This is a genomic window from Bacillus sp. OTU2372 (assembly GCF_038440275.1).
Taxonomy (GTDB): domain Bacteria; phylum Bacillota; class Bacilli; order Bacillales; family Cytobacillaceae; genus Neobacillus; species Neobacillus bataviensis_B.
On the sequence record NZ_JASATK010000020.1, the window covers coordinates 1 to 19454 of the forward strand.

Consider the following 19454-nt stretch of genomic DNA (forward strand, 5'->3'; position numbering starts at 1 on the left):
CCAGTGTTATCTAATACACTATCTCGGTTCTCTTATTTTGCTTTTTGTAATTTTGGTGTTAATTAGGCCTTGTTAAGAAGGTAAATTCCTTGTTGTAATGAAACGCCGAGAAAATCAAAATTAACTATTGCTTTAATAATGAAGAACTATTCTTTACCTTGAATGATTAAGTGGAAAGATGATCCATGATGAGTGACACCAATAGACCCAAGGCAGCAATCAATCCAGTTACAGTTCCGCTTTCTTCGTATGCTTCGGGCATCATGGTTGAGGTGATCATAGCAATGATTCCTCCCCCTGCAAAAGCGGCTATTCCTGCCATAAGATAGGCAGGAGCGTTGGATAGGAAGAAAAATCCTCCCCAGGCACTAAAAGAAGAAATGATCAAAACAGATAACCACAACAGATATATTTTTCTCTTCTGGTAACCGCTGTTTTTTAAACCCACCCACCGTACTTGAAAGTCCTTCAGGAATGTTGCTAAGGAAAATTGCCGCAACTAACAACCAACTAACAACCAACTGACAGTCTGCTTTTCCAACAGACTGGCTCCTATCATGATGGATTCGGGAATCGCATCCATCACTGTTCCAATAAAAATAGCTAGCCCCGCACCCTTTGTATTCAGGGTTGAACGTTTTCTTTGATCTGCGCCTTTTTTAGAAACGAAATAGTTTAAGATTGTAAATATAAGAGCACCCAAAGTGAATCCTATAGCAGTCGCTTTTAATCCTCCATTGTGCACTGAATCCTCGAGCAATTCATAGGAAGCCGCACCAATCAAGATGCCTGTTCCAAATGCCATTATGTCACCTATGATTCTTTTCTTTACGTGAAAAAATAAAGCGGCAAGGGCACCTAGGAAAACCGCAGAACCTGAAATGGCTCCCCACATGGCAGCATACCACATAGTAATTCCTCTTCAAGCCTCTTTTTGATAGCTATTAAGCTCTTAAGAGAATACCCTTTTTGTGTATGATAAAAACCTAACTCTGTAATGTAGGCGATGGTTATAGGAAGAGTTGGAGGAGTTTTTTGATTGATCCAATTCCGTTTTCCAAACAATCGGGTTGATGAGTGGTATATCGATTATAGTTACTTTGAAAAACAAGTTTTACTCGTGATGATTACGATATCGAAAAAGGGGTACTTTACTAGAAAGCAAATTGATAAAGAATGAAGCACTATTGGTATATCTATCGATGGGATGAGAAATAAGAATCTATTATATTCTCGAATATGATTAAAAAACAGGCAGGGGGCCTACCTGCTCTTCAACACAGAAGGAGGAGATCACTATGTTCAATTTTACTATTGGATTCATCCGAGGAATTACATTCATGTCCCCGTTTTGGTTTATGATTTTTTTAGGTGTATGGGGCAAAAGAGGAAGGCAGGCAGATTAATGAAGGCTTCCGCTAAATTATTTTATCCCTTAACCTGCAAATTTATATGATTCATATAATGGTATTTGGGTATATAAATGATAGTTATGAGTACCAACTGTTAATAAGGGTCAGCAATCAATAGGAGTCGAAAGGAAAAGTTGATAGGAAAGAGGGGAGTTTAGGTGGAGTTTTTAGATTTAGGTACTTGGTTGGAATATTTCTTGTTGATTATTAGCGGATGTTTAGTTTTGTTACTTTTATTGTTGTTTTATTCCAATAGGTATACTCGGGAGAAAATAAATCAAATCGAGCAAAGTGATGAAAGTGTTGAGTCTTATACGGATTTTCACTAACGCTGTAAGACTTGAACATCCAGCTGCCTTTTGGCGGTTTTTTTTGCTGAACAGACGGGCAGTTTTGCTAGCTATTAGGAAATTCCTACTTTATTAACAAAGGTACCATTGTTTGTTTTGTTAAAGCAATAACAATAAATGTTTCATTATCTTCAGATATAAAGTATATCTTCTACAGGAGGTTAATTATGACAACAAAACAATGTATCGCGATGCTTTTAGCCGGGGGAAGAGGCAGCCGGTTAAAAGAATTAACTCAATATATTGCTAAGCCAGCCGTCCCATTTGGAGGAAAATATAGAATCATCGACTTTACATTAAGCAATTGTCGCAATTCCGGGATCGATACAGTCGGTGTGTTAACACAATATCAACCTCATACCCTTCAAAATTATATTGGCGATGGAAAGCACTGGGACTTAAATAGAAAAAATGGGGGCGTAACCATTCTTCCTCCATATCAATGCGAGCAGGGGGAAAGATGGTATGAAGGGACGGCTCACGCGGTTTATCAAAACCTCCGTTATATCGAAAGTTACAATCCTGAATATGTATTAATTATTTCAGGTGACCACATTTACAAAATGGATTACAGTAAAATGCTCGAGCAACATATTCAAACGAAAGCGGATGCAACGATTTCTGTCATCCGTGTACCATGGAAGGAAGCCAATCGGTTTGGCATTATGAATATAGATTCTGAGTCCAATAGAATAGTGGAATTTGAAGAAAAACCGAACCAACCGAAATCGAATCTAGCTTCCATGGGGATCTACATTTTTAATTGGAAGTTGTTAAAGAAGTATTTGGAAAAACAAGAAAAGAACCCTTTTTCATCAAAGGATTTTGGAAAGGATATCATCCCTGAGATGATTCAAAATAACCACCAATTGTATGCCTATCAGTTTAAAGGGTATTGGAAGGATGTTGGAACGATCCAAAGCCTTTGGGAAGCCAATATGGATTTGCTTTCCTTTCACACCAACCTTCTCTTACAAAATGAAGAGTGGGAGATTTATACTCATGAAACGTCTCGGACACCGTTGTATTTCGATGGGAAAGCTTGCATATACCAATCTCTAGTGAGTGACGGATGTAAAGTGTTTGGGACCGTTCAGAATTCAGTTCTTTTTCACGGTGTTACTGTAGGGAAAGGTGCAGTAATTAAGGACTCGGTTATTTTACCAAATACGGTAATAGGTCAAAATGCAATCATCAATCGAGCTGTCGTTGGTAGTGGAACGGTGATTGAATCGAATGTTCAAGTGGGGGAATCTACCCCATTTAGCGAGATTACTTTAATAGGGGATAACCATATAATAATAGGGGATAGATCTAGAAAAATCAAAGAACATGCAGTGTAGAAAATAATAGGATAGTAAGTTTTTTGTGAATTAATTTGGACAAATTCTAAAAAAATTGTTTAATATTTTTGAAAAGGGGTTAATTGTTTGTGCAGGAAAAAGAGGCATTACAATGTTCGCCTCTTTTTCCTTTGTAGATTATGACTTTAATCCTATTTTCTTATGTGTATCACTAATCCATCCAATCAATTGTTCTTCCGTCATCGCCTTTAACATATCAATGTGATCTTGAATGGCATGATGCCACATTTTTGCTTCCACTACTGTTGGATTTTCATCTTTTACTGTGAACCCGCAATTACATGTTAATTCTTTCATTTTACTCTCTCCCTAAATTATAAATTTTTCTTTTCTACATAATTTTTAAGCAATGTACCAAGAAGGTATTTCCATCCTTCGGAATGTTCTTGTTCCCAGTGAACTTGGATAATACCTGATGCGTTGTGGGAAAGCTGAAGCAAAGTTCCTCCATCTTTCTCGATGAGTCTGTAGGTATAGGAACTGTTAACAGCACCTTGCATGCCTAAATGTCCATGAAGACGAATTTCCTCTGGTGCATTCACATAGTAAATGTTTCCCCAGACTGCACCTTCCTTCACGCCCCACTTTTCGATAAATTGTCCTCCTGGAACGGGATTAAATGTAAACTGGGATGTCACTCCTTTTGGTGCTAAGCGAAATTCCCACCAGTCACCAGCCCGTTCTGTTAGAGCTTGAAAGACTTCTTCTCTTGGACTATTAATAAAAACTTCTTGTTCAATACGAAAAACACGACCTTGATCTATTGCTGTCATAGCTATATCTCCTCCATTGTTTTCGACTATTGATCGTAAATTTAGCAAAGATTTTGCTGTTGGCTGCATGTATTTTCCAACCCATCGGTTATGCATTTCTTGAAGGGGTACAGCGTTTAGGAAATTGCGATTGTATTTTCCTTCTCGTCTAACCACCACTAAGTTTCCTTCCTCTAGGATCCTTAAATGCTTCATAATGGCATACCTTGTTACTTCGGGAAAATATTCGTTTAGTTCACCCGTAGTTTTCGCCGATTCTTTAAGAATATCAAGAATCCCTCGTCGAATCGGGTGTCCTAGTGCTTTAAATAAGCCGGAAAGTTCGTCTTCCATTTCAACGATCCTTTCGAAAAGATGTTTATCTCACATAATATGTTACCATTAGGTCACCTGTAATATGTGACCTAATGGTAACATGTATACAAAATATGGTCAAGCAGTATTTGATTATTATGCTTCCGTTTGTAATTTAAATGATTCAATCCAGTTTTATATTTAATGTCTTGGTAAAACTATTGTTTGAGAAAGGTGGGATAATTTATGTCGATGCCGAATCCTGATGAAGAGTCTAAGGTATTTTTCTCCTCCGTCATTCCTGTTGATCCTCTTATCAAAATTAAACCAATGTTCGGCAACATTGCTAGTTTTTTAAATGGTAATATGTTTGCTGGCTTATTTGGATCAACTATTTTCGTGAGACTACCAGAGAACGACCGACTTCGTTTATTGGAAGAAGAGGGAGCTGCTGAGTTTTCGCCGATGCCTAGCAGGACACTGAAGGAATATGTTGCCTTTCCAGAGGAATGGAGACATGAACCTGAGAAAATACAGGAATGGATACAACGGTCAATATAAAATGGGTTGAAACACTGCCGGAAAAATTGTCAGCAAAGAAAAAGAAAGGGGAAACGAATATTTGATAATGAAGTAGTTACACTTGATGATTATGTGAAAGGTTCACAATCACTCCTAATACCACCCATGAAGCGCCAGAATGAAAAAATAGAATGGTTTTTTTTAACATAATGTAGCACACACTTAATTAAGTTGACACTTAATTAAGTGTGTGCTACATTAATAATATGATTGAAAAAGTTATTCATTCCATATTAGAACCAAATAGGCGGGAAATACTCAATCTTTTACGAAATGGTGAGCTCAGTTCTAGTGAAATTGCCCTTCATTTCCATATTTCTGCCCCCGCTATTTCACAGCATTTAAAAGTATTGGAAAGCTCAGGCTTAGTTGTTGTTCGAAAAGAAGGTACAAAGAGATTTTATCGGATTAGAAGGGAAGGTTTTAAAGAACTAAAGCAATACTTAGACAGTTTTTGGGATGACAGCCTTATGCTCTTAAAAGAAGCTGCTGAAGCTGAAGAAAGGAGGAAACATGAATAGTAAATATGACAGTTTAAGGAAACAAATTTTTATTGAATGTCGTCCTCAAACATTATTCTCTTTTTTTACTGATCCCGAAAAAATGGTTCGTTGGATTGGCAGAAACGTCTTATTAGACCCAAGTGTTGGAGGAAAATACAGAATCGATATCAATGGGCTAGACATCGCAATTGGTGAATTTAGGGAAATTAAACCATTTGAAAAAGTTGTATGGACATGGGGATGGGCTAACTCGGACATTATGCCTCCAGGTTCTAGTACCGTTGAATTTACATTAACTCCACAAAATAACGGTACTCTCCTTGAGTTGCACCATTACAACCTACCAACTGAAAAAACCACATCCAACAACAACGGATGGACTCATTATATGGAACGACTTCAAATGCTGGGAGAAGGGAAAGATCCAGGTATAGATCCTTGGTCAATTAAAAAATAAAAATATTATGAATTATCAGGAGGAATGTTGTATGTCTTCAACTATACATCAAGAAATTATTTTTAAAGCAAGTCCGAAACAAGTATATGATGCACTTATGGAAGCTAATCAATTCAGCACAGTTACTGGTGGAGCACCAACTGAAATTACCGCTGAGGCTGGTGGGGCATTTTCCTTATTTGGTGGCATGATCACAGGTAGAAATATTGAAATTGTACCAAATGAAAGAATAGTACAAGCCTGGAGAGCTGATAATTGGCCTGAAGGAGCTTATTCAATTGCCAAGTTCGAAATAAAAGAACAAGGTGAAGAAACCTTAGTCATTTTTGATCATGTTGCTTTTCCAGAAGGACAAGGCGAACATCTTGCTGGAGGATGGAAAGACAACTATTGGGGACCACTTGAGAAATATTTTGCGTAGACCAAAAAAAGCAATCCAAATGAGGAATTTTTCGAACAAAATGATGAAAATGTTGAGTCGTATACGGATTTTCACTAACCTTGCAAGAGTTCAACATCCAGCTGCCTTTTGGCGGTTTTTTTTTTTTGCCGAACTGACGGGGAAGTTTTGCTTACTAGCTATAGGGAAATCCCTTCCTTTCATATCTTCGTCCCTAGAATCCCGAGGGAATAATGCGGACATTGATACAAAGGAACGTATACAGAAAATCTTACCATGTTTAATGCCCTGACTTCCCGCAAACGGTCGAAATCTCCTAACCCTCCTTGGGAGGTGCAGGCAAATTCATAATGTACTAATAAATTTTTCCCTTTTTCAGAGCTGTTTGTAGGTTTTCTCCATCCTTTTTGTATAAAATAGGAATAGAAAATCTAACAGAAAAGGTGAGAACATGAAACAGTTAACCGAGTTTTTATCCAATCATCATGATCAAAATGTCGAAGAATTAAAAGAATTGCTCCGTATTCCTAGCATAAGTTCCTTATCTGAGCATAAAGAGGACATCCAACAAGCAGCTTCATGGATTGCCAATAAATTGAAAAAAATTGGAATGGAACATATTGAAATCGTCCAGACAGAAGGTCATCCGATTATCTATGCGGACTGGCTTCATCAGGAAAATGCCCCAACAGTCTTAGTATACGGACATTATGACGTACAGCCCGTTGACCCTGTTCATTTATGGGAAACTCCTCCGTTTGAACCAACGATCCGTGATGAAAAGATCTTTGCCAGAGGGGCAACCGACGACAAAGGGCAGACGTTCTTACATATTAAAGCAGTAGAAACTCTATTGAAATTAGAAGGTAAATTACCAGTAAACGTTAAATTTTGCATCGAAGGAGAAGAAGAAATCGGAAGTCCTCATCTTCCGGCATTTTTATCCGATAATAAAGAAAAATTAGCATGTGATGTGGTTGTTATATCTGATTCTGATATGTGGGACAGAGGCGTCCCAGCAATCACCTATTCTTTAAGAGGCCTATGTGCACTGGAATTTTCCCTTAAAACCGCTAATTCTGATTTGCACTCGGGCATGTTTGGCGGAGGAGTCCAGAACGCCAACCATCTCTTGGTTCAGCTTCTTTCTACCCTTCATGATGCCAACGGAAAAGTTAATGTGGACCATTTTTATGATGATGTCGTTGAACTGACGGAATTTGAAAAGGAACAGATCAAAGCATTAGGTTTCGATGAAGAAAAGCTAAAAAAATCATTAGGGTTGAGGGAATTAACGGGAGGGGAAAACAATTTTCCTTACCCTGAGAGAATCAGTTCCCGGCCAACATTAGAAATCAACGGCCTATGGGGCGGATTTCAGGGGGAAGGAACCAAAACCGTGATTCCGAACGAGGCACATGCCAAAATCACATGCCGTTTAGTCCATAATCAAAAGCCTGAAAAGATTCAACAATTAATCAAAAAGCATTTGGAAGAACAAGCACCAAAAGGATGCAAGGTAAAAGTATCTTTACAAGATACGGGCAATCCATTTTTAACGCCAATCGACAGTCCGATGATTCAAAAAGCAGCTGAAGCCTATGAAAACGTCTATGGGAAAGCACCAGTTTATAAAAGAGAAGGCGGTTCGATTCCGATTGTATCTGACTTTAACCAATCCCTAAATGCGCCTGTAGTCTTAATGGGATTCGGTTTGCCAGATGAAAATCTTCATGCACCAAACGAACACTTTAACTTGGAAAACTTTGATAAAGGCATCCTAACCATTTGTTCCTTTTTCGAACTTCTTAATAATTAAAATGGTGCCTGTCACCACCTACGGGTGGTGACAGGCATTTTATTAGGTTCTGGTGTTTGAATTTGAAGCCGTGTGTGTAGTATCGTATACACGAGAAACACGAGGAGTGATCATATGAACGAAACGATTGAATTATTAAGAAATCATCGCTCAGTTAGGGATTTTGACACTGAAAAAGATGTAAGCGAATCCCAGATTCAAACGATTATTGAGGCAGCTTTGGCTGGTCCCAATTGGATCAATGGCCAGCAAGTGAGCGTGATCGAAGTGAGGGAACCTGGAAGGAAAGCAGTATTGGCGAAAGCTGCAGGCAATCAAAGGTGGATTGACGAGGCTCCCGTTTTTCTTGTGTTTTGCATCGATTTTTATCGGGCGAAGCTGGCAGCTGAAAAAAATGGGACTGATTTTAAAATCGTCGAGGATTTAGAAGCAATTATCGTCGGTTCAACAGATGTTGGAATCGCACTCGGAAGCGCGGTTATCGCAGCTGAATCGATGGGACTCGGGATCGTTCCAATCGGAGGATTAAGGAGAAATCCCCAAACCTTTGTTGAGCTTTTGAAGCTTCCGGAATATGTTTTTCCCATTTCAGGTCTGGTCGTCGGACATCCACGAACGGTTCCAGAACAAAAACCAAGGCTGCCTCTTCAGGCAACCCACCAGAAAGAACAGTATGATGCTAAAATTCAAATGGAAATCATTGACGAATATGATCAAACGATATCTTCCTACATGTCTGAACGGACGAACGGAAAAGATACCAGTGATTGGTCGAGTAAAGTCGCTCAATTTTATGATAACGGATTTGAACAATACGCAAAAAACTCCAGCCCAACGGTTAAAAATCAAGGATTTCAATACAAGTAGAAAAAGTGAGACTTAACCTATAAAGTTGAGGCGGGATTATGTTTGTTAAACAACGGATTGAAAACCAACAATCTAACTCCGTTCGTCCATCCTAAAAATGATTTTTTTGATGATGTTGTCCACACCTTATTAAATAACGAATCATATTTTATCTAATAAAAGAGCATGAAGGGAAGAAGAGTGTGATTGGTGGAAGATGAAAATAGATCAAAAAAGGAACCAAATGGAGAATTAGATCGGTTTTCGAGTTTCATGTTTGGAGCCAATAAGCGTAAAGAAGTAAACAAAAAGAACGAAACTATTTCACAAGAAATTCCGGAACAAAAAGAGGCACCACATTCCAATCGCAAGACCAATCAGTTTAATGACTGGTTTATTGGCTCTAGGAGAAAAGAAGCGCAGTACAGTGCCCCAACTCCCCAAAATCAACTAGAACAACAAATAGGTAATCTTCTTGACAAAGTGGATGTGGTATTGCTCATGGAAACGATTGATATGCTGGTCGAAACAACAAAACAATATAAACCTTTGCTGAAAGAAATCTCTCCAATGTTTAAACAATTGAAAAAGAAATTCAAATCCAAATAAACTATCGAATAACTACGTGGTTAAAGATAAAAGTATTAAAAAATCTTACTAATAAAAAATGACAGGTATGGATCATACCTGCCATTTTTTTATAACAAAAAGTCATATTAAAAAAATCTAAATCGCATATGATTCATATGTTTTAAGAAGATAACGTTCTATAAACTCCGCTAATCCATCATTTTCGTGGTGTCCTGTAACAAAATCAGCTGCTGCTTTAACCTCTTCGCTAGCGTTCCCCATTGCCACACCAGTACCGACAGACCTAAGCATCTCTATATCATTGGGTCCGTCTCCAATAGCTACGACTTCATTTGGACTAAATCGAAATTCGGTAAGTAAGCTTTTTATAGCAGACCATTTGGAAACATTAGGAGCAACCAACTCAAACCCGTCATTCCAATCAATGACTTCTGCTTCTTTTTTGAACAAAGCCGAAATTTTTGGACTTGGTGAACCTGTGCGTACACTATATTTCAGAACATCTTGATAGTTGGCTTGTCTTAAATCTCCAATATACCGTGGCGGCATTTGCCCAATTTTTGTCCAATAATCGATTTCTTCATTTGTCTCCTTACAATAAAGCCCATTTGCTGTATGGATAATAACATTAAAAGGATTTTCAGCGGTTAGATGGTGGAATCGTTCTTCGTTCAATTGGACGGTTTTCATTTGTTTAGCTCTTCCTGTCTCTGCATCGTGAATAGCGGCACCATTCAAACAAATCATCGGAGTTCTTAATCCAATTTCTTTATGGTAGGGAGCGGTTACTTCGTAGTGTCGACCAGTGGCAAGAAAAACCTTGACTCCCTGATTAATGAGCCGATAAATGGCTTCCATATTTCGGCGGGAAATGTAGTTTGAGGCTTTTAGTAGTGTACCATCCATATCAATAAAAATTGCACGCACATTCATTTAAACTGCCTCCTCGTTCGTTGGTAAACCAATCATATCATCTGAATATAAATTCCTTGTAAACTCAATGTACAGATTACATAAAGTTTAAATTTGTTTTCAAAAATTTTATATGATATGTTATCCTTAACTTATTAAATTACTTTAAAAAGTAATTTAATAAGTACTCTTAGGTGGTGAATTAAGTGAATGAATTATTAGCTACTCCAAAATCGATGAAGAAGATCATCCTTCGTGGCATTCGTAAAACTCTTTTAGAGCTGGGAAGTGCAACAAAACTTGATCTCAGCCATACATTAGAAATTAGTCTCCCAACAATTAGTAAGTTCCTAGCACAGATGGAGAAGAATGGGGAAATTATTTTAGTCGGTCTAGATGATTCTAGTGGTGGAAGAAGAGCAAAAAGATATACATATAACCCTGAGTATGTGTTAGGTCTGGCCATATTTTTAGAGAAAACAGAGACGAATTATACAATTTTTAATTGTGTAGGAGAAGTAAAGGAACAGGGAAAAGCTCCAAGTGTATTAATTGATGATGGTTTAAATTTATTAACAGAGTGCATTGAAAGCCTAATGACTAAATATCCAAAAATCGGTTCTATGGCAATTGGCGTTCCTGGTTCGGTTGATAGTGGACGAATATTTTATATACCAGGATACGAGCAGTTTCAAAATTTTGATTTGAAAGGATACTACGAGGAACATTTTTCTATACCTGTTGTTGTAGAGAACGATATGAATGCGGCTGTTCTCGGATATCACGATACGAGAGGAATTAAGGATAAGAAATCCCTTATCTATTTGTATTCTGGTCAAAATGGCCCGGGTGCAGGAATTATGATAAATGGAGATGTGGTGCGTGGAAGTACTTTTTTCTCAGGAGAGGTTTCATTCGTCCCGCAGTATAATGACCGGAATTTTCGGCAGGCTTTAGAAAATGGCAGTGGACCGAAAAAAATAAGGATCAGTGAGGATTATGAGATTGATGCAATTAGCAGATTAGTTGCCTCGTTTGTAGCGATCATTAACCCTCATACCATCATTTTTTGTAAAGATGATATTGAAAAAGTGGTATTAGACAAAATTGCCATATGCAGCTCAAAATATATCCCTTCAGAACATCTTCCAGAGCTTACAATCAGTGATTGGGAGCAAGATTATTTATATGGATTACAGAGCCTTGGACTTGAACTTATGATGAATGGAGCAAGCAAGTAACATAAATCAAAAAGGACAACTAAATAATGAAAGGTGAGGTTTAACTATGACAACATTCCTTTTAGTCATCATCTATTTGGCTTTTATCAGCTTAGGTTTACCTGATTCATTGTTGGGGGCCGCGTGGCCTGTCATGCAATCGGACTTAGGGGCTCCACTTGAGACTGCCGGATTCCTTTTTATGGCGATTGCAGGTGGTACAATTATCTCCAGTTTAGCCAGCGGAAAGGTACTTAATAAGTTCGGGACCAGCAAAGTCACAACTGTCAGCGTCTTAATGACTGCTGGTGCTTTGCTAGGATTCCATTTTGCTTCATCGGTTGTTTGGTTATTTGTATGTGCCATCCCACTTGGATTAGGTGCGGGAGCTGTCGATGCTGGATTAAATGATTATGTTGCTACACATTATAAGGCACACCATATGAGTTGGTTACATTGTTTTTGGGGAGTCGGAGCCACTCTTGGTCCAATCATTATGGCTCAGTTTATTTCGGGACAAAATTCTTGGAGAAACGGATATTTTGCTATTTCTGGAATTCAGTTCGCGTTAGTTATCATCCTTTTCATCACACTGCCCCTCTGGAACAGAGTGACAAATAACAGTAAGATTATTTTAAATGAAGAGCCGGAAGATTCAAAAGGTGAATTCTATGAGGAAGATGCTAAAGATTTAAAACCGTTACAAATAAAAGGAGTTAAACTGTCTCTTGCAACCTTCTTGTTTTATTGTGGGGTTGAATCAACAGTGGGGCTTTGGGGAAGCAGCTATTTGGTAAATGTTAAGGAGTTACAAGTTGCACTTGCTGCACAATGGGTTTCCTTTTATTACGCAGGAATAACAATTGGTAGATTTACAACAGGCTTTATTACTTTTAAGATCAGTAATCTTACTCTCATCCGGATGGGGCAAATAATAGCATTAGTGGGTGCTGCCCTTCTATTTTTTCCATTGCCGTCTACTTTCTCGCTTGCAGGTTTTATTATGATTGGATTGGGATTAGCACCAATATTTCCATGTATGTTGCACGAGACACCAACACGTTTTGGGAAGAAGCATTCCAAGACGATTATGGGCTATCAAATGGCTGTTGCCTATACAGGTAGTACGTTTATGCCACCACTTCTTGGTTTCATTGCATCGCATTCCACAATAGGAATCTTCCCATTTTGTATCGGTGTTTTGGTTGCAGCCATGCTCCTAAGTTCTGAAACATTGAATAACACACTAAAAAAGAAAAGTTTATTAAAGAGAAAAGATACCATGTCAAAAGTATTTTAATAATGTGGGTGGTCTACAAAGTTTTTTAAAAAAGTTAAAGTGTAGAGGGGAATTCCTATGATTAAATTAGTGTTATCTGATATGGACGGAATATGAAAGGACCACAATATTTGTGGCCCTTTTTTGCGTCCAAGATCAAAGATGGTGTCTATAGCTTGCCTTATCCAAAAAAGAGGCTAATAGGATCCCCAACGTATAGCGAATAAGATCCACGGTTAGATAGCCTTTGCCTAACACCAGTCCACCGAGCCATGTACTGCGAATCTGATTGATCCAGTCTTCCTGGTACAATTGAGAGATTTCAATGCCGAAGCTAAATAATAAACTGAACAAGATACTTAGAGATATGTGCTTCCTTGGAAGTAGGAAACGAAATCCAAAATAGACCATCATGGACCACAGGGCATCGCCGGCATTGTCCGCTAGAAATAAAGGTAAATGGTTACTGTATTTTCGAGAAGCAAGGCCTAAAAAAATCACAGCCACAGCAGAAATAAGATAGTTTTTCCTCAAGCTACGGGTAAATTCGTTAGTAGATGAAAATTTAGTAGCCAACTGAATCACTCATAAAAATTTATTTTGTCTACTATTATATCAGCAAATTTGTTTAATACTACATAAACGGACCAAAAGAGTAGATGCAAGCGGGCAAAATGTCCTTCATAACTGGAATGTAGTCCAAAAGACCAGATGCAAGTGGACTCCATACTACATCATATAAAGGGAATAAATCGAAATAATCGAATGAGTCCCCATTTACATTGCAGTATATTGGGAAAATTTTAAAAATTTAAACATAATTAACATTAGGCTAACATTGGTGTGGTATTTTATGGAGGAATACACAAAAAGGGAGTGATCGTTATTAAACGTCGAAGCTTTTCCATTTTATCATTTGTGCTTCTGCTTTTATCTTCCTCACTGTTTTTTATCACACCATTCGCTTCAGCCGAAAATGCACTCGATCCAGCGCCACAACTTCAGCCAGTGGGAACTGCGAACGGAAAGAAAATTTTATTTGATAATACACACGGCCAAACAGCCGGTGCAGCAGACTGGGTATTGGACGGGGGATTTTCTGATTTTGCCAACGCTTTAGCATCCAAAGGCTACTATGTAAAAGAGCTGCGAAAATCTACCCCGATCACTTATGAAGATTTACAAGGCTTCCATGTGTTCATCATAGGAGAAGCAAATATCCCTTACAAGGCGTCTGAGCAGGCAGCGATGATCCAATATGTACAAAATGGTGGGAGTATCTTTTTTATAGGAGATCATTATAATGCAGATCGTAACAAAAATCGCTGGGATGCATCCGAAGTATTTAATGGCTATCGTCGCGGTGCCTATTCCAACCCAAGCAAAGGGATGACGACAGAGGAGGCTTCGTCTGCAGCCATGCAGGGAGTAACAGGGGCGGACTGGCTGTCCTCAAACTTCGGGATCCGTTTCCGATATAATGCCATTGGCGACGTAACAGCGAACGATATCGTCACGCCAAGTCAAGCCTTCGGTATTACGTCGGGGGTCTCGACCGTTGCCATGCATGCAGGTTCAACTTTAGCCATTACGGACCCTAACAAGGCAAAAGGGATTGTCTATCTTCCGAAAACAACAACAGCCTGGGGAAGTGCAGTCGATCAAGGAGTCTATAATGGCGGGGGAAGAGCGGAGGGCCCTTATGCCGCGGTTTCCAAGCTAGGATTAGGTAAAGCAGCGTTTATCGGTGATTCTTCTCCGGTCGAAGATGCGACTCCAAAATATTTGCGTGAGGAAACAGGTTCAATAAAGACAACCTACGATGGTTTTAAAGAACAAACTGATAGTACTTTACTTGTGAATATCGTCGATTGGTTAGCAAAGCAGGAAAGTTATACAGCTTTATCTCAGGTTAGCGGATTGCTACTCGATCAGCCAACAACTTTGTTATCGATGGAAAACCCGCAGACATCCACTGAACCGGTTGCTGAACCCTGGGCAGCCCCTGCTACTGGCTATAAATGGTATGATCCTTCTACTTTTAAGTCCGGATCTTATGGCTATGGTTCCAGCGGAGGAACAGGTGGGACAACTACCAGCTTAACGGAAAAGTTTGAGTCCGGTACGAAAACAGCCTACACTTCAGGCGATGTTACGCTTACGAGTGGATCTTGGTATTTTGATAATGCTCTCATTGGGAATTTATCTAGTGATAAGAAAACAGGGTTGCAGTCTGCACGTGTTCGAGCAGCCGGAGCACTTACCATGAATTTTAATGTGAGTGGAGCAAAAAGCATCCAAATATCCCATGCTAATTTCGGCAGTGACAGCGGAGCAAATTGGCAGCTACAGATGTCGACCAATGGTGGCTCGACATGGACTAATGTTGGTAGTACAAATACTAGCTCGTCAACATTAAGTGTTAAAACCTTTACCATTTCCCAAACGGTTCCTGTCCGATTCAGGATTGTCGTTTCAGGAACAACAGGCAGTCGACTCAATTTCGATGATATTGTGATAAGTAATTAATTTACATTTTTGCTTTCCTGTACCCGAATGGTTAGATATAAATAACTATTCGGGGTTTTTTATAGCAAAATCTTAGTATTATTTTGGAATTAGATATCCACCTATAGAAAAATACAGCCTATACTAATCTACTAGGCTGCCTTTTTTCTATTTTTATTTACCAATAAATTCCTGTACCCAATCATTACCTTGAGCGACATAACCAACGCCAATATAGTTGTAGTTCGGGTTGAGAATGTTTTTGCGGTGACCTGCACTATTCATCCATGCATTAACAACTTCCTGAGGTGTTTGCTGTCCCTGGGCGATATTCTCACCAGCATAATTATATGTAATGCCAAATTTTTTCATCATATCAAAAGGAGATCCGTAAGTCGGACTAGTGTGGCTAAAATAATTGTTTGCCGACATATCACGTGCTTTTTCGTGTGCCATGTTGCTCAAGTTAATATCCACTTTAAGCGCTGGTAAGCCATTTTTTGCTCGTTCTTGATTCGTTAAATCAACCACTTTTTGTTCAAAAGCACTTAATGTGCCGGTTGTTGGTGTTGTATTGGTTGTTCCCGTTGTTGACTGCTGTACTGGCTTCGTGCTTACGGTTTGGGCTTGCTGAGTAACAGCTTGTGTTGGCTGTTGGGCTGTTGAAGCAGGCTGGGTCTGAGCTGGTTGCTTTTCGGAAACGGAAGTTTGAGCGTTCCCTCCCATTTTACTTAAATATGCTTCTACCATTCTATTAATCTCTTCAGAATTTATATTGGTTCCTTGGGTCAAATGCATTTTCTCCTTTACAGGGGCAGCAGATGAATGATTTTGATTTAGTGTAGGATTTGCCCCAAATAAGGCACCCGAGGCGGCTAAAGTAAGAATTGTTTTACTCAATAACATGTTAAGATCCTCCTGTCATGAATGATTACTAGTGAACACACGTATATCCTAGCATATGATTTTTGTCATATTTCTGGCATGATTTTACAGACAATGAAATACTGGGGAATCTTTTTTAATAAAACCGCTTAAGAAACCTTGTACATGATGACTTTCGACCGTTTTCTAAAAGAGTATTAATTATCCCTAATATTTTGATAAAATGGAAAAAAATAAAGTGGAATAGAAGGTTGACAGCCTTTAGTATTTCAGAGTTTTTTACATATATTTCAAGTGCGTATCAAAGCTTACAGGAAGTATACAAGAAGAGTGAGATGGGTTTAACATAGGAAAAATCTTAAAACAGTTGCCGACTTCGCTGTATTTAAAAAGCCACTTGTGAAATTGAATACATCACAAATGGCTCCCATTTTATAACAACCCAGCTTCTCTAGCTGCTTCAAAACTTTTTCTAGCAAACGTAAACGGATCTCCAACATTTTCCCAGTGCATATACATTAGTCTTGGGTTTTCAAAAAGCCAATGGTTATGAAAAGCCGTAACTGTAATTCCTCTTCGGCGTAATGCAGTTAGGAAAGGATTGATCTCTCTTTGGAGTATAACAGTTTCTCCTAAATTCAGCGTTCTTCCGCCAATGTTGTTTTCAAAGGACAATGCGAATGGAAGCGCAAGTGGGGATTGGGTACGACGACCTAAAATAGTAGCATTAATATTACGAAGACGCTGCACAACACAAGCAGGGGCTGAAGTAATAACCTCTCCTCCAATAATATCTGCAAGTTGCTGGCAAGTTGAAGTATTCATTCTAGCCATATTCCTGCGATTATTTGCAGTTCTTCTTCTTGAATTGTCATCCATATTCGGGTCAAAATCAAAATCGAACTCATCATTAACATTAAAATTTGTATCAAAAATTCTTGAGAAATTTTGATTTCCTGAGTTATCATACTCTCTTCTACTCACTTAAATCACCTCCTTGTCCATATGATTCATTAATAGCTTATTCAGAGATAAAAAACTGGAATAGGCATTATTGGCTGGCAAAAAACCTATTTTTAAAATATTAGTGGTAAGGTTTTATCAAAAAGCTCCTTCAGGGGACGACACAACTGTATTTCTTAATACCTGTTCCATTTGCCCATCCTTCTAAAACAACAAACGAGAACGGAAAAAGACAATAAAAATATGTATAACGATATAATAAATTCTAATTATCCCTTATAATAGTATTAGAGAAATTTGTAAAGAGGAGAATACATAGTCAACTTTGAAAGGGGATACATAATTTTGAATGCAAAATATCTAGATTTACTCGCCCAAAAATATGATAGTGCAGAAAAAGTAGCAACAGAAATTATTAATCTCGAATCCATCTTAAATCTACCAAAGGGGACTGAACATTTTGTTAGTGATTTACATGGTGAATATCAAGCCTTTCAACATGTGTTAAGAAATGGTTCAGGGAAGGTTAAAGAGAAAATTAATGACTTGTTTCAATATATCTTAACGGAAAACCAAAGGAATGAATTTGCAACATTAATTTATTATCCAGAGGAAAAACTTCAGTTAATAAAAAATCATTTTTATAATGAACTAGAATTAAATCAATGGTATGCAGAAATGATTGAGCGGATGATTATGCTCATCTCTTTTGCCTCCTCTAAATACACACGCTCTAAGTTACGGAAAGCTTTGCCGAATCAGTTTGTCTATATCATTGAAGAGCTGCTTTACAAAAAAAATGATTCCACCAATAAGGATGATTATTATTCAAAAATTGTCCAACAGATTATCTCTTTAGGACAGGCCGATAAGCTGATCATAGGTCTTGCCTATACGACACAGAGATTAGTTGTCGACCATCTTCATGTAGTGGGAGATATTTACGACCGTGGACCCGAGCCAGATAAAATTATGGAAACACTGATCGATTACCATTCGGTTGATATTCAATGGGGAAACCACGATGTCCTATGGCTGGGGGCCTTTGCTGGATCAAAGGTATGTCTGGCAAATATTATTCGTATTTGTGCGAGATACGACAATTTGGATATTATTGAAGACGTATATGGAATCAATCTTAGACCATTACTTAATCTAGCGGAAAAGTACTATGAGGACAATCCGGCTTTTAGACCTAAGGTCCATTCCGATAAAAGTCCATCTGATCATGAACAACTGCAAATTACGAAAATTCATCAAGCCATTGCCATGATTCAATTTAAACTGGAAATCCCGATCATCAAGAGGCGCCCGTATTTTAATATGTCAGAAAGACTTTTACTTGAGAAAATTGATTATGAAAAGAACGAAATAACGATACACGGGAAAACCTACCCTCTAGTAAATAGTTGCTTTGCAACGGTTAATCCAGAGCAGCCTGATCAATTATTAGATGAGGAAGAACAAGTGATAGAAAAATTGTTATTTTCCGTTCAGCATTCCGAAAAGCTGGCTAGGCATATGAAATTTCTAATGAAAAAAGGCAGCCTTTATTTGAAATATAACGGTAACTTGTTAATTCATGGCTGTATTCCTTTAGATGAAGAAGGAAATATGGAAAAAATGACGATTGAGAATAAAACGTATGCAGGCCGTGAATTACTTGATACGTTTGAATATAATTTACGTTATTCCTTTGATCACCCGGAAATGACTGATGACCTTGCAACAGATATGGTTTGGTATTTATGGACCGGAGAATACTCATCTCTATTTGGAAAAAGAGAGATGACTACTTTTGAAAGGTACTTTATTAAGGAGAAGGAAACGCATAAGGAGAAAAAGAACCCTTATTATTACTTACGTGAAAATGAAGAAATTTGCAAAAAATTACTTGCTGAATTTGATCTCGACCCTGAGCAGGGGCATATTATCAACGGCCATACGCCAGTAAAAGAAATTGAGGGGGAAAATCCCATCAAAGCGAATGGAAGAATGATTGTCATCGATGGTGGTTTCTCAAAACCCTATCAATCTGTAACAGGTATAGCAGGATATACCCTACTTTATAATTCCTACGGTATGCAATTGGTTGCTCATAAACACTTCCATTCCAAAGAAGATGTCTTATGTGACGGTACGGATGTATTATCTGTAAAAAGAGTAGTTGATAAAGAGTTGGTGAGAAAAAAGGTAAGAGAAACGAATATTGGTAAGGAACTATTACAGGAAATTGAAATTTTAAATAGCTTGAGGGAATATCGTTATATGAATTAACAAAAAGGTAATAAAAATA

21 protein-coding genes are annotated in these 19454 nt (G+C 38.2%); 13 read left to right on the plus strand and 8 right to left on the minus strand.

Annotated elements, in window-relative coordinates:
• Positions 1 to 166: 166 nt before the first annotated feature.
• Both AAHB15_RS30280 and AAHB15_RS30285 read right to left on the minus strand, forming a co-directional pair.
• Complete coding sequence (locus AAHB15_RS30280) at positions 167 to 499, minus strand: hypothetical protein (protein ID WP_446715895.1); 333 nt, start codon at positions 497 to 499, stop codon at positions 167 to 169.
• Positions 500 to 910, minus strand: coding sequence for a ZIP family metal transporter (locus tag AAHB15_RS30285; RefSeq protein WP_446715896.1), 411 nt, complete (start codon positions 908 to 910; stop codon positions 500 to 502).
• A 129-nt stretch (positions 911 to 1039) separates the two neighbouring features.
• On the opposite strand from AAHB15_RS30285, the gene AAHB15_RS23005 reads away from it, so the two are divergent.
• The gene (locus AAHB15_RS23005) at positions 1040 to 1180 is read left to right on the plus strand and encodes a hypothetical protein (RefSeq protein ID WP_335575360.1); all 141 of its coding nucleotides are present in this window, start codon (positions 1040 to 1042) and stop codon (positions 1178 to 1180) included.
• 749 nt (positions 1181 to 1929) lie between these two features.
• A complete protein-coding gene (locus tag AAHB15_RS23010; protein ID WP_342043447.1) occupies positions 1930 to 3105 on the plus strand; it encodes a glucose-1-phosphate adenylyltransferase in 1176 nt (391 codons plus the stop codon).
• A 138-nt stretch (positions 3106 to 3243) separates the two neighbouring features.
• Here AAHB15_RS23010 and AAHB15_RS23015 read toward each other — a convergent pair whose 3' ends face one another.
• Together AAHB15_RS23015 and AAHB15_RS23020 are read right to left on the minus strand one after the other, a co-directional pair.
• Positions 3244 to 3423, minus strand: a complete 180-nt coding sequence (locus AAHB15_RS23015; RefSeq protein WP_335575362.1) for a hypothetical protein — start codon at positions 3421 to 3423, stop codon at positions 3244 to 3246.
• 17 nt (positions 3424 to 3440) lie between these two features.
• Positions 3441 to 4232, minus strand: coding sequence for an SRPBCC domain-containing protein (locus AAHB15_RS23020; protein ID WP_342043448.1), 792 nt, complete (start codon positions 4230 to 4232; stop codon positions 3441 to 3443).
• A 207-nt stretch (positions 4233 to 4439) separates the two neighbouring features.
• On the opposite strand from AAHB15_RS23020, the gene AAHB15_RS23025 reads away from it, so the two are divergent.
• From AAHB15_RS23025 to AAHB15_RS23055, 7 genes are all read left to right on the plus strand, one after another.
• The gene (locus AAHB15_RS23025; protein WP_342043449.1) at positions 4440 to 4754 is read left to right on the plus strand and encodes a TfoX/Sxy family protein; all 315 of its coding nucleotides are present in this window, start codon (positions 4440 to 4442) and stop codon (positions 4752 to 4754) included.
• 227 nt (positions 4755 to 4981) lie between these two features.
• Complete coding sequence (locus AAHB15_RS23030) at positions 4982 to 5296, plus strand: ArsR/SmtB family transcription factor (protein ID WP_342043450.1); 315 nt, start codon at positions 4982 to 4984, stop codon at positions 5294 to 5296.
• Positions 5289 to 5735 (plus strand): SRPBCC family protein, encoded by a 447-nt coding sequence (locus tag AAHB15_RS23035; RefSeq protein WP_335573722.1) that lies wholly within the window; start codon positions 5289 to 5291, stop codon positions 5733 to 5735. The genes AAHB15_RS23030 and AAHB15_RS23035 overlap by 8 nt, the downstream gene beginning before the upstream one ends.
• A 31-nt stretch (positions 5736 to 5766) precedes the next feature.
• Positions 5767 to 6156 carry an SRPBCC family protein gene (locus tag AAHB15_RS23040; RefSeq protein WP_342043451.1) on the plus strand — a complete coding sequence of 130 codons (390 nt, stop codon included), beginning with the start codon at positions 5767 to 5769 and terminating at the stop codon, positions 6154 to 6156.
• 430 nt (positions 6157 to 6586) lie between these two features.
• Positions 6587 to 7954 (plus strand): dipeptidase, encoded by a 1368-nt coding sequence (locus AAHB15_RS23045; RefSeq protein WP_335573724.1) that lies wholly within the window; start codon positions 6587 to 6589, stop codon positions 7952 to 7954.
• A 114-nt stretch (positions 7955 to 8068) separates the two neighbouring features.
• Positions 8069 to 8821, plus strand: a complete 753-nt coding sequence (locus tag AAHB15_RS23050) for an NADPH-dependent oxidoreductase (RefSeq protein ID WP_342043452.1) — start codon at positions 8069 to 8071, stop codon at positions 8819 to 8821.
• Between the two features lie 189 nt (positions 8822 to 9010).
• Positions 9011 to 9409, plus strand: coding sequence for a hypothetical protein (locus tag AAHB15_RS23055; RefSeq protein ID WP_335573726.1), 399 nt, complete (start codon positions 9011 to 9013; stop codon positions 9407 to 9409).
• Between the two features lie 117 nt (positions 9410 to 9526).
• Here the strand turns inward: AAHB15_RS23055 and AAHB15_RS23060 are convergent, their stop codons facing one another.
• Positions 9527 to 10324, minus strand: coding sequence for an HAD family hydrolase (locus AAHB15_RS23060; protein WP_335573727.1), 798 nt, complete (start codon positions 10322 to 10324; stop codon positions 9527 to 9529).
• Positions 10325 to 10509: 185 nt separating this feature from the next.
• On the opposite strand from AAHB15_RS23060, the gene AAHB15_RS23065 reads away from it, so the two are divergent.
• Both AAHB15_RS23065 and AAHB15_RS23070 read left to right on the plus strand, forming a co-directional pair.
• Positions 10510 to 11544, plus strand: coding sequence for an ROK family transcriptional regulator (locus tag AAHB15_RS23065; RefSeq protein WP_342043454.1), 1035 nt, complete (start codon positions 10510 to 10512; stop codon positions 11542 to 11544).
• 46 nt (positions 11545 to 11590) lie between these two features.
• Positions 11591 to 12823, plus strand: coding sequence for an MFS transporter (locus AAHB15_RS23070; RefSeq protein WP_335573729.1), 1233 nt, complete (start codon positions 11591 to 11593; stop codon positions 12821 to 12823).
• Positions 12824 to 12958: 135 nt separating this feature from the next.
• Here the strand turns inward: AAHB15_RS23070 and AAHB15_RS23075 are convergent, their stop codons facing one another.
• The gene (locus AAHB15_RS23075; RefSeq protein WP_335573730.1) at positions 12959 to 13378 is read right to left on the minus strand and encodes a ribosomal maturation YjgA family protein; all 420 of its coding nucleotides are present in this window, start codon (positions 13376 to 13378) and stop codon (positions 12959 to 12961) included.
• Positions 13379 to 13720: 342 nt separating this feature from the next.
• Here AAHB15_RS23075 and AAHB15_RS23080 point away from each other — a divergent pair, with 342 nt between their 5' ends.
• Entirely contained in the window at positions 13721 to 15331 is a 1611-nt protein-coding gene (locus tag AAHB15_RS23080; protein WP_420491182.1) for an Ig domain protein group 2 domain protein, read from the plus strand.
• 153 nt (positions 15332 to 15484) lie between these two features.
• Here AAHB15_RS23080 and AAHB15_RS23085 read toward each other — a convergent pair whose 3' ends face one another.
• Complete coding sequence (locus tag AAHB15_RS23085) at positions 15485 to 16216, minus strand: CAP domain-containing protein (RefSeq protein WP_335573731.1); 732 nt, start codon at positions 16214 to 16216, stop codon at positions 15485 to 15487.
• 411 nt (positions 16217 to 16627) lie between these two features.
• Positions 16628 to 17179: a DUF1259 domain-containing protein gene (locus AAHB15_RS23090; RefSeq protein ID WP_420491181.1), complete on the minus strand. Its 552-nt coding sequence runs from the start codon at positions 17177 to 17179 to the stop codon at positions 16628 to 16630.
• A 324-nt stretch (positions 17180 to 17503) separates the two neighbouring features.
• On the opposite strand from AAHB15_RS23090, the gene AAHB15_RS23095 reads away from it, so the two are divergent.
• Positions 17504 to 19435, plus strand: coding sequence for a fructose-1,6-bisphosphatase (locus tag AAHB15_RS23095; protein ID WP_335573732.1), 1932 nt, complete (start codon positions 17504 to 17506; stop codon positions 19433 to 19435).
• The last annotated feature ends 19 nt before the right edge of the window (positions 19436 to 19454 follow it).